General features: G+C 42.9%; 11 protein-coding genes. 3 read left to right on the forward strand and 8 right to left on the reverse strand.

The genetic code is table 11. The features are described from left to right. Nucleotides 1-629: 629 nt before the first annotated feature. Both pssA and JMX63_RS13850 read right to left on the reverse strand, forming a co-directional pair. Nucleotides 630-1544 carry a CDP-diacylglycerol--serine O-phosphatidyltransferase gene (gene pssA, locus JMX63_RS13845; protein ID WP_227511196.1) on the reverse strand — a complete coding sequence of 305 codons (915 nt, stop codon included), beginning with the start codon at nucleotides 1542-1544 and terminating at the stop codon, nucleotides 630-632. 26 nt (nucleotides 1545-1570) lie between these two features. Next, complete coding sequence (locus JMX63_RS13850; protein WP_057758888.1) at nucleotides 1571-2458, reverse strand: 23S rRNA (adenine(2030)-N(6))-methyltransferase RlmJ; 888 nt, start codon at nucleotides 2456-2458, stop codon at nucleotides 1571-1573. A gap of 141 nt (nucleotides 2459-2599) precedes the next feature. Between JMX63_RS13850 and JMX63_RS13855 the strand changes: the two genes are divergently transcribed. Both JMX63_RS13855 and dapE read left to right on the forward strand, forming a co-directional pair. After that, nucleotides 2600-3355, forward strand: coding sequence for a 2OG-Fe(II) oxygenase (locus tag JMX63_RS13855; protein ID WP_201573045.1), 756 nt, complete (start codon nucleotides 2600-2602; stop codon nucleotides 3353-3355). 62 nt (nucleotides 3356-3417) lie between these two features. After that, entirely contained in the window at nucleotides 3418-4635 is a 1218-nt protein-coding gene (gene dapE, locus JMX63_RS13860; RefSeq protein WP_201573048.1) for a succinyl-diaminopimelate desuccinylase, read from the forward strand. 141 nt (nucleotides 4636-4776) lie between these two features. Here dapE and JMX63_RS13865 read toward each other — a convergent pair whose 3' ends face one another. The 6 genes from JMX63_RS13865 to JMX63_RS13890 all read right to left on the reverse strand — a co-directional run bounded on the left by JMX63_RS13865 (nucleotide 4777) and on the right by JMX63_RS13890 (nucleotide 9549). After that, nucleotides 4777-5280 (reverse strand): GyrI-like domain-containing protein, encoded by a 504-nt coding sequence (locus JMX63_RS13865; protein ID WP_201573051.1) that lies wholly within the window; start codon nucleotides 5278-5280, stop codon nucleotides 4777-4779. Between the two features lie 65 nt (nucleotides 5281-5345). Next, nucleotides 5346-5555, reverse strand: a complete 210-nt coding sequence (gene iscX, locus JMX63_RS13870) for a Fe-S cluster assembly protein IscX (protein ID WP_021812734.1) — start codon at nucleotides 5553-5555, stop codon at nucleotides 5346-5348. Between the two features lie 176 nt (nucleotides 5556-5731). Then, nucleotides 5732-6268, reverse strand: coding sequence for an acyl-CoA thioesterase (locus JMX63_RS13875; protein ID WP_201573054.1), 537 nt, complete (start codon nucleotides 6266-6268; stop codon nucleotides 5732-5734). A gap of 278 nt (nucleotides 6269-6546) precedes the next feature. Then, nucleotides 6547-7947: an NAD(P)(+) transhydrogenase (Re/Si-specific) subunit beta gene (locus JMX63_RS13880; protein ID WP_101204835.1), complete on the reverse strand. Its 1401-nt coding sequence runs from the start codon at nucleotides 7945-7947 to the stop codon at nucleotides 6547-6549. Next, nucleotides 7944-8282, reverse strand: a complete 339-nt coding sequence (locus JMX63_RS13885; protein ID WP_197707696.1) for a proton-translocating transhydrogenase family protein — start codon at nucleotides 8280-8282, stop codon at nucleotides 7944-7946. The genes JMX63_RS13880 and JMX63_RS13885 overlap by 4 nt, the downstream gene beginning before the upstream one ends. A 115-nt stretch (nucleotides 8283-8397) precedes the next feature. After that, the gene (locus JMX63_RS13890) at nucleotides 8398-9549 is read right to left on the reverse strand and encodes a Re/Si-specific NAD(P)(+) transhydrogenase subunit alpha (protein WP_201573057.1); all 1152 of its coding nucleotides are present in this window, start codon (nucleotides 9547-9549) and stop codon (nucleotides 8398-8400) included. A gap of 497 nt (nucleotides 9550-10046) precedes the next feature. Between JMX63_RS13890 and yaaA the strand changes: the two genes are divergently transcribed. Beyond that, entirely contained in the window at nucleotides 10047-10859 is an 813-nt protein-coding gene (gene yaaA, locus JMX63_RS13895; RefSeq protein WP_201573060.1) for a peroxide stress protein YaaA, read from the forward strand. Nucleotides 10860-10998 lie beyond the last annotated feature (139 nt).

The following is a 10998-nucleotide window of genomic DNA, read 5'->3' on the forward strand; positions in this document are numbered from 1 at the left end:
AAAAGAAAAGATAGTCAACTTTATTTTTTAGCATTCTGAATCAGCAAAAATCCACACAAGTTGTTCTTTAGTTATGCTTTTAAATAATGTCTGACACTGTCGTCCAGTGCTAGTATTTCAAACTAAATAAGTTAGCCAATGTGGCTTATCCTATTTAGCGAGCTGACCATCATATCATGTTTTAATAGTCTGTCAACTTCTTTTTTTAATTCGTTTCAACAAGTTAACTGGGTTATTAATGTGTAATTACACACCAGCTACTTCCAGCTCGTCTTGATGAGGTGCGTATTATAGACGCTATATTTATTTAGTCAAGAAGTATTTTATATTTAATTCAAACAATTTATATCGTCCAAATCAGTAACCCACTTCCCTTTCGACTGGGTGGCATTATACGGAGTTTTAGATAGAAAACAAGGAAACTCTATAAATAATCTCTGTTATTTTCTATTAGTGATATCGTATCAACCTAACCTATTGTTATCACTATCAAACTTTAAATACTGTCTTTTATATCTATAGATTTAGCTTTTTTATAGTGGCTGACGTACTTCAGCAGTATATAGAGCGCATTAAAAAAGGAACTTACCTGACAGTAAGTTCCCTTATATAAAGTCTAAATACAGCGTTTAACTTTTCACTTTCGTTTTAATCGTAGTCACGATACCTGATAACGCATAGATAATACCGATCGCTAAGATACCAACAGGGATATCATAGAGCACGATGCTCATGACTAGCACTCCAATGATAAGCACTACAAAAGGTACTTTCTTTTTGTCAAATTCTTTAAAGCTGTAGTATTTGACATTACTGACCATCAGTAGACCACAAGTCACGACCCAAGCCGCAAACAGTAGCATGACAGCTGTATCGTATTGACCAATCCACTCGTTATGATCGACTGCAACCATCACAGCAGATGTCACCAATATAGCAGCAAGCGGACTTGCCAAACCAACAAAGTACTTTTTATCGACGATGCCAACCTGAACATTAAAGCGTGCAAGGCGAAAAGCAGCACAAGCGGTAAAGACAAACGCACAGCCAATGCCGATACGACCCAATGGCTCTAAAGCGAAGCTATAAATCAAAATAGCAGGGGCAACACCAAACGCTAGCATATCTGCTAAAGAGTCGTATTGCTCACCAAATGGACTTTGCGCATTGAGCATACGTGCGACACGTCCATCTGCGCCATCAAGAATAGCGGATAAAAAAATAGCCAAAGCCGCTTTATAGAACTCGCCTTGGGTACTCGCCAAAATCGAGTAAAAGCCTGACAGTAGCGACAAGGTAGTGATCAGATTGGGTGCCAAATAAACACCGCGACTAACTACTCGCTTACCTTCGGCTACTTCAGCTTCAATCACCTCAAATGTCAAACCATCATAGCTGTCGTTATCCGCTAGGCGAATATTAAATTCGTGCTCATCAATAAACGGTGGCTGAGTCGCTGCATTGTCTTGCAACGAGCCGTCGTTTAACGATGAATTATTCAAAGGTGCATTATTCGGCTGGCCGATAGGTGGCTGAGTCGTCATCTTAATATCCTTATTGGCCGTTATTGCTATTCGCCGACGAGCCAGCGCACATTGGTCGCACTATCAGGCGTCAAGTTTGGCGCGTCTTCTACTTTTAGTACTGGCTGTAAGAAACGTAATATCTCGCGTGCATGGTTATCAAACTGCCATGGCGGATTGATAACCAGTAGACCGGTACCGTTCAGACCAACCGCAACATCATTAGGATAAATGTTTAGCTCACAAACCAGCTGACGTCTCATTTCAGTACGTTTGAGCTTTTTATAGAAGAGCTCTACGGCTTCGATGTTTTTGATTGGGAACCAAAGCGCATAAGTTCCTTGTGGCCACTTGTTATAAGCCGCGACTAATAAGTCGATCAGGCGCGTAAAATCTTTGTGCTCTTGCTCATAAGGAGGATCAAGGAAAATCAAACCGCGCTTTTCTTTTGGTGGAATAACAGCGGTAATACCTTCAAAAGCATCACGATGCTGGATACCAATTGGCAACTTATGTAGCTGATAGTTCAACGCATCGTATTCAGTCGCTTTGGCTTCAAAAGCCTCAGCACGCACGCCAGCATCAGGCTTTTTAGCGGCGGTTTTTTCGACGTGATGGGCCACCCACCATGGCGAACCAGGGTAGACTTTATTGTCGTAAGTGAATTTGGCTTGCTTAATGCCTTCCATATAATCTTTGACAGCAGCTGGGGCTTTTTCGGTATCTGCTTTTAGAAAAGCTTGAATACCGCCTTTGGCCTCACCTGTTTTGCGCGCTTCTTCACTGCTTAGTGAATACAGTCCACGACCGCCATAAGCGTCAAGCACATAAAAAGGTTTGTTTTTCTGCCCCAGTTGATTAAGCAGTTGTACCAATAAAATGTGTTTAACCACATCAGCAAAGTTACCAGCGTGGTAGGCGTGTTTATAGTTCATAATCTCAAAAGTTTAAATAAGAAAAATTGCATCTATGGTAGCATAGGCAGAGTAAAAGATAATGTGGTTTTAGTAAGTGCTTTCAATAAAAACGCATTGAATGACGGTATATTGACAGCTGATTGATAATAATGAGATGAAATGACACAGATTATTAGCAACCTTAACAAGACAGCGTTGTTCGTTGATCATCCGATAGGTCAGGATAATCCACCATTACTGCTGCCAGATACTCATAATGATAGCCAAGAAATTCCTACTCAGCACGTATTGCAGATGTCTGACTTTACGGTTAACTGGGAAGATAAGCTGACGGATAAACAGCTTGATACCTTTGTCACTGACGGCTGGCTCATCATTGATGACGTATTCAATAGTACTGCCTTATTGGCACTACAAGCAGAAAGCGGTTTTATTGACTATCGTGATGCAGAGCTGACCGCTGGTGTTCGCATCAGTGATATTCGCGGTGATAGAATACGCTGGATTACTGAAGATTTTTTTGCAGGCTATTACTATCTACAAAGCATCAATGCTTTGGCCTCGCTATTCAATCTTAGTTTGTTCGCTGGTATTCGCCATAGTGAAGCGCATTATGCGTGTTATCCGACTGGCTTTGGCTATCAATGGCACAGTGACAACCCTGCTGGACGTGATGAACGTATTATTTCGGCAGTGTTTTATCTCAATGATGATTGGGAAGCAACTGACGGCGGCGCACTAGAAATCGTTGATAAGCATGGCACGCACCATGAAGTGATGCCAGTTGCCAATAGACTGATCATTTTCGACAGTGATTTACGTCATCAAGTACAAACTGCGCATCGCCAACGCTACTCTATCGCTACTTGGATGCGCCGTGATGGTCTTGTACCCTTTGTCGAAGTAGCCGTTTAGCATTTATCCTCTATTCTTTATTTATATTTACCATCTTAATTTATTATATAAAAGGCTTATCTATGTCTGACCCTCATAACCAATCAAGCGCGTCTCAACGAACAACTCATCAGCAAGAAACCTTAGATTTAAGTATTGCACTGTTAGAGCGCCCTTCAGTGACGCCCGATGACGATGGTTGCCAAGATATGTTGTCAGCACGGTTAGAACAAGCAGGCTTTGATTGCGAGTTTATGTATTTTGGTGATAGAAAACAAAGCGGCGAACATGCCGAAGTTAAAAACTTGTGGGCACGCCGCGGTACTACCGATCCAGTGATTTGCTTTGCTGGTCATACTGACGTCGTGCCAACGGGTGATGAGAAAAACTGGACCTACCCTCCGTTTACTCCAACTATCGCTGATGGGTATTTATGGGCACGCGGTGCCGCCGATATGAAAACTGGTATTGCAGCTTTTACTGTTGCAGCCGAACGCTTCGTCGCCAATCATCCTGAGCATAATGGCTCTATTGCTTTTTTAATTACTTCAGATGAAGAAGGCCCGTCAATTAATGGTACAGTCAAAGTAATCGAGACCCTAGAAGAGCGTCAAGAAAAAATCACCTACTGTCTCGTTGGTGAGCCATCAAGTACCGATACGTTAGGTGATATTATCAAAAACGGTCGTCGTGGCTCACTAGGTGCAGAGCTTACCGTTACAGGCAAACAAGGCCATGTCGCCTATCCACATCTGGCATCTAATCCGATTCATGCGGCGATGTCTGCCCTTGCTGAACTGACGTCTACCGCATGGGACAATGGCAATGATTACTTCCCAGCCACCTCATTGCAAATATCAAATATCAATGGCGGTACAGGCGCAACCAATGTCATTCCTGAAACGCTAAACGTGGTCTTTAACTTCCGTTTTTCAACTGAAACCACTGAAGATGAACTAAAGGCAAAAACGCATGCTATCTTTGATAAGCACTTTGTCAATAGCAAAGCGAGCTACGATATTCATTGGAAATTATCTGGTCAGCCGTTTTTGACCCCTGAAGGAAAACTGGTTTCAGCCTGTCAGAACGCCATCAAAAAAGTGACCGATGTCGACACCACCCTATCGACTTCTGGTGGAACCTCCGATGGACGCTTCATTGCGCCAACTGGTGCCCAAGTCGTCGAACTGGGTGTGCGTAATGCAACGATTCATCAAGTTGATGAAAAAGTAGAAGTCGACGATTTGGGTAAACTGGCGCAAATTTATGAAGGGATATTGGAGAATTTGTTGTTAGATTGAATGTGGTATTAATTGCGACTGTCTAATTGATTACATCTATCTAAAGAAAAAGCGCTACCTAATTTAGGTTAGCGCTTTTTTTGTCATTATTTTATCAAAAATGGCTTGATCAGCTTAAGTTACTTAAGTCAATTAATAGCTTTATTCAATACCAATATAGACATCAACTTGACCGTATTCTAAGTTACCACCGATATAATGCTCAAAGTCTACATTAAAAGTGCGGGTATGCTCACAGTCTGCCGTATTAAAATATTCCCAAGCACTTTCCCATGCATTCATCACAGTGTTAGGCATGTAACCTTCTTCAGAAAATACCAAGTACTTTCCTGCAGGAATATCAACCGTCACTACATTACTAGCATTGGCCACACTGTCGCTTTCGGATTGTGCATCTTGCTCGCTGGCTACTTTCCAACTGGCCACAACGTCAAAGGCTCCTGCCAGATCATCGCTTTCGTAGTTGTGGTAGACACCATAAATGTCCTCACCTTCAGGGAGTTCACCCGCGTGATTTTGATAAAACTTCTGCCATAATCTTCCAAGTTTGGCAGTGTCATGGCTTATCTCAGCGTTATTAGTGGTACGAACGCTGATACCGCGACAAGCTAGCGCTTCTGGTAGCTCTTTAATTTGTGAGGTCATGATGCGGCCTTTTCTATCTGTTTATTTGATTTTCTGTTTATGGCAATGCTGGCAGATCAAATCGATTAATCGGCTTCATCAATCCAGTTCATTTGAATGGCTTCTAAGATGCCTTCATTTGATTTTTGTGGATCATCATCAAAGCCTTCAAGCTCAGTTACCCAGCGATGCAAATCAGTAAAACGAATATACTGTGGATCTGTTTCTGGGAATTTTTCATAAAGCTCAATCGCGATATCTAAGCTGTCTGTCCATTTTAATTTTTGTGGTGTCATAGCGGTACCTTATTTTTAGTCGTTTTGAGAATCATCATATTAAAAACGATGCTATCGTCCTAATACTGACGACTTGATGGGCTCTATCCTACCAAAATTCAGCAAATGATTATAGCCAAGTTATTTTACGCTGCTATTTTCCAATACTGGGTTTCAATACTGTTTTGCGATATGGCTTAGGCTGATTTAGTCGATTTTACCGCGACTTGGTGCTCATTCCATGTGTTAATCGTATCTGTCAATTGCTCGCCCATCATGTCTAATACTTCTGGAGTGCGCATACCTTTACTGTCTGTAAAAACAAACTTGGTCATCCCAACGCCCATCAGCTGATTTTTAACAAAGAACCGATGCTCAAAATACACATACTTATGATCCCATCCTGCAACTGCACTGCTAAGCGTCATTTTATCCAAAAATTTAATTTGCTTCAGATAAATCATCTCTTGCATGGCAATCACCCAATTCAACGGTTTAATGCCTTTTTGGTGACAGCACGCCTTTACCCAGCGTGTGACGTTTAGCTCGATAAATGATAAATAACGATAATTGGGTAAATGATCGCGAAATCCCATATCGTGGGGCAAAATTCGATAATGACGGACGGTCGGTGCAGTCAATGTCTCTAGACTGATAATTTCGCTCGTCGATTGATGCTTGAGCTGTTGTTTAAGTAAGCTAACCATAATAAAAAAGCGCAGTAACATGTTCATAAATCTTTCTCTTATTTCATCGTATTTATAATTGGTGATTGTCTATCGTTAAAGCAATTCAGATGGGCTGAAAGGTTAATCAAGCGCAAATCGTATAGTGAGTACACAAAGCACAGTTAATTTTGTGATCATTAGAAACTGACCATAATTGTAAACGACCTCAGTCTATAGTCGGCTCATAAATGTCGCCCACTTTAACGCAAAAAAAGCCACCTCAGTGACTTTCTTTATCTAAAACTTATCTGCAAATAATAATGGTTAAAAACATAGCTTAGAGATTAATGACCGCCGCCATTGATAGTACGTACCATCTCTTCTACCATTTTCTTAGCATCACCAAAGATCATCATCGTTTTGTCCATGTAGAATAAGCTGTTATCCAAACCTGCATAACCGGTACTCATTGAACGCTTGATAACCATAACCGTCTGGGCTTTGCTGACTTCTAGAATCGGCATACCGAAGATTGGAGAAGTAGGATCATCTTTCGCAGATGGGTTCACAACGTCGTTCGCACCGATGACCAAGACCACATCTGTACTCGCAAAGTCTGAGTTGATCTCGTCCATTTCTAAAATATCATCATAAGGGACATCAGCTTCAGCCAACAGTACGTTCATATGACCTGGCATACGACCAGCAACTGGATGGATAGCAAAGCGAACGTTAACACCTTCTTCTTTTAACAACTCATATAGCTCTTTTACTGCATTCTGTGCACGGCCTTGCGCCATACCGTAACCTGGTACGATGACCACGCTACTGGCATTAGACATCAGGAACCCTGCGTCTTCTGCTGAGCCTGCTTTGTAATTCTTCGGTGCCCCATCATCGCCGCCTGCTGCCACAGCTGACGTGCCCATGCCACCAAACAAGACATTAAGTAGTGAGCGGTTCATGGCTTTACACATGATGTAAGACAAGATCGCACCTGATGAACCGACTAGTGAACCTGCGATAATCAGCATCGAGTTGCCAAGCGTAAAACCAATACCTGCTGCTGCCCAACCTGAGAATGAGTTCAGTAGTGATACGACTACTGGCATGTCACCGCCACCGATTGGCGCAATCCACATCCAACCAAAGATAACGGCAATCACTGCCATCGCATAAAATGCTGGTAGTGAGTCAGTGACGAAATACACCCCACCGAAACCAATCATCGCAATGAATAGTAGCGCTTGAACCGGTTTTACCCAGCCCCCAACCAATGTTTTCGCCCAACTTTTCGCTGCCAATTTACCAAAGGCAAAGACTGAGGCTGAGAACGTAATCGCACCGATGAAGCAACCGATAAATAGCTCGATGCGAGCAACGGCACCATGCTGCTGTTCAGTGTGTAATACCGTCGCAAGTGCAATCGCAACCGCTGCTAAACCGACGAATGAATGCATCAAAGCAACCGTTTCTGGCATCTGGGTCATTGCGACTGTTTTCGCTTTCCACATACCAACAAGGGCACCCAACACCATCGCCCCGATGATCAACCAAAGCACAGGGCCTTCTGCTAAAAAGAAGGTTGTCACAACGGCAATCGCCATCGCTGCCATACCAAAACGGTTACCGCGAATCGCTGTCTTTGGGCTAGATAAACCACGTAACGTTAAGACAAAGAGGATAGCGCCGACTAGATAGAACCAATCTGCATTTGCTGCAATCATTGCTGAGAAATCATTCATGCGTCACCTCCGGCATCAGTGGTTGCTACTGGTGCTTTTTTCACTTTCGGTTTGAACATCGCAAGCATACGCTCAGTCACAGCAAAGCCACCAAAGATATTGATACTGGCTAAAAATACCGCAAAGGCACCAAGCAAACTGGTCGGTGTAAACATTGAACCATCAATCGTGACGGTCTGTAGCATCGCACCCACGATGACGATACTTGATAGAGCGTTGGTTACCGCCATCAATGGCGTATGTAATGCAGGCGTAACGCCCCAAACCACGTAGTATCCGACAAAAATAGCGAGCACAAATACAGTGAAAATCGCTACAAATGGTGTGCTACTCATGGCCGCACCGGCTGGCGCTGCAGCTAAAATAGTGGCAATCATCTAATCCTCCTAAAAATTTATTCATTACTGGCAAATGTGTAGTGACAAAATATGTGGTAATAGACTGTTTAAATTAGCGTTTGGCTAGTCGTACCTGACTGTCATGTGTCACTGCCAGTGCGCCCTGAATCTCGTCTTCCATGTCTAAGTTAAGTGCCAAGCTGGCTGATGCGTCATCGCCAGCAGGTGCAATCAATGTCGTAATAAAGTTAACAAGGTTATTGGCATACAAATCTGAAGACTGTGCGGCGAGCTGTGAAGGGATATTGGCGGCACCAACGATACGTACGCCGTTGTCTGTGGTGATGGTTTCGTTAGGCACGCTGCCTTCGACATTACCACCGGTACCAGCCGCCATATCGATCAGTACAGAACCTGCCTTCATTTTGGCAAGCGTTGCGCCATGTACCAAACGCGGTGCGTTACGACCAGGAATCTGCGCCGTGGTAATAACGATGTCAGCATTACTGAGCGCTTTATCTACGACAGCTGCTTGATCTTTGACATATTGCTCTGATGGCGTCCATGCATAACCACCGGTAGACTTAGCTGTTTCAGCCTCCTCTGCACTCATCGGCACATCAAGCCATTTACCACCGAGTGATTCCACTTGCTCGCGAGCGGTCGGACGTAAGTCACTGGCTTCTACCACTGCACCCAAACGCTTGGCTGTCGCAATCGCTTGTAGACCTGCAACACCAACACCTAGGATAACGACCTTAGCTGGCTTAACCGTACCTGCTGAAGTCATAAACATTGGGAAAGGACGTGAATACTCATTGGCCGCGAGCAATACGGCTTTATAACCAGCAAGGTTGGCTTGTGACGACAATACGTCCATATTCTGTGCGCGTGACAGTGTACGAGGCAATAATTCCATCGCAAAGACTGTCGCGCCTTTGGCTGCATAAGTGTCAAGCTGAGTGTTGCGATACGGGTCAAGCATGCCAATGACGATCTGACCAGATGATAAGCTTTCAGTGGCTTCCGCTGGTAGGTCATTGACGGTGGTAATAATCTTAGACTGGGTAATCACCTCGGTACGACTACTGGCAATGTCGGCACCCGCAGCCTGATACAACTCATCAGCATAGTATGCTGCTTGGCCTGCACCTGACTGAATGACGACTTCAAACCCAAGTTTACGCAATTTTTTGACTGCGTCTGGGGTTATGGCTACACGGCTCTCGCTCGTGATATCTGCACTGATTACACCGATTTTCATACCGTCTCCTTACTTACGTCCAATGACTATATTTACGTCTCACGACTACCTTTAATACCCTCAACGCACATCTAAAAAGCACAGGGGACAAAACCCTTTGATCATGATTAATCCATTACAGCGACCAAAGGTTATCAATTTAATAAATGATAGCTACTTTACCATCATGCCTTTTTATTATAGAGATATCGTTCGTCAAGTTTCATTGTCTAATGATGACCCACAAGTAAAATAAAAATTTAGGTATTTACACCATTGGCATACTTTTTGTTGGTATATTAAAGCCTTTTATTTTTCCGAAAAACGCTTAACCCTTATAGATACAGGCTTAACTCCATTTATTTCCTAATTCTAAATCCATTCTTTTATTAAACAAATAACGTCAATAAACACAAAATAATCAAGGTGAAGTCAAGTTCCACCCATGCATACCGTATAATAAGAATACTTGACACTCGAAAAAACCCGTCATCGATTCATTATAATAAGGAATAACCATGTATTTTTTGCTCTCCCCTGCAAAATCCCTGAACGAAACAGATGCTATACCATTAAATTTAGGCAACTATTATAGTCAGCCCGAGCTAATCGAACGCTCACAAGAACTGATGAAAGTACTGAAGTCAAAAGAGCCCGTTGACCTACAAGAGCTAATGAGTATATCTGACGATCTGGCTCAGCTTAATGCCACGCGCAATCAACAATGGCATTGGAGCGAAGAGCAACCGTTTAATAATGATGACTCTGATAATGCCGCCAAGCCTGCAGGCTATTTATTCGATGGTGATGTCTATACTGGGCTTGATATGTATCATATGGACAAAGATACCGCTACTTATATCAATGAGCACTTAGGCATTTTGTCTGGATTGTATGGAGTACTAAAGCCGCTCGATCTGATCCAGCCTTATCGTTTAGAGATGGGCACCAAGCTGAAAAATGAGCGCGGTGACAATCTTTATGAGTTTTGGGGCGAGGAAGTCACTAATGTTATCAATGCGCGTATGGCTGACAGCGATGACAAAACATTGGTTAATTTGGCTTCTAATGAATACTTTAAGGCGGTAAAGAAAAAAGCACTGAAGGCAGATATCATTACGCCACGATTTGAAGACGAGAAAAACAGTCAATACAAAGTGATTAGCTTTTATGCTAAAAAAGCACGTGGACTAATGGTCAAATATGCAGCAGACAATAAGCTGACCAATGCTGAACAGCTAAAGCAGTTTGATTTGGCAGGATATTATTACTGCATCGAGGCGTCTGATGATAAGACGTGGACGTTTAGAAGAGATGCGGCGGGTCAGTAGCTTGATATAATACGAGACCATCCCAGATTCTGTGTAACTGCCATTTAGATTAAATGCTTACTGATACGGTCATCAAACATAATCATAAAACGATTCAGAGCAGACGTCCAGTTACGGATTGGCATCGACCACTTTTTAG

The organism is Psychrobacter nivimaris, from assembly GCF_904846365.1.
In the GTDB taxonomy this organism is placed as follows: Bacteria; Pseudomonadota; Gammaproteobacteria; order Pseudomonadales; family Moraxellaceae; genus Psychrobacter; species Psychrobacter nivimaris_B.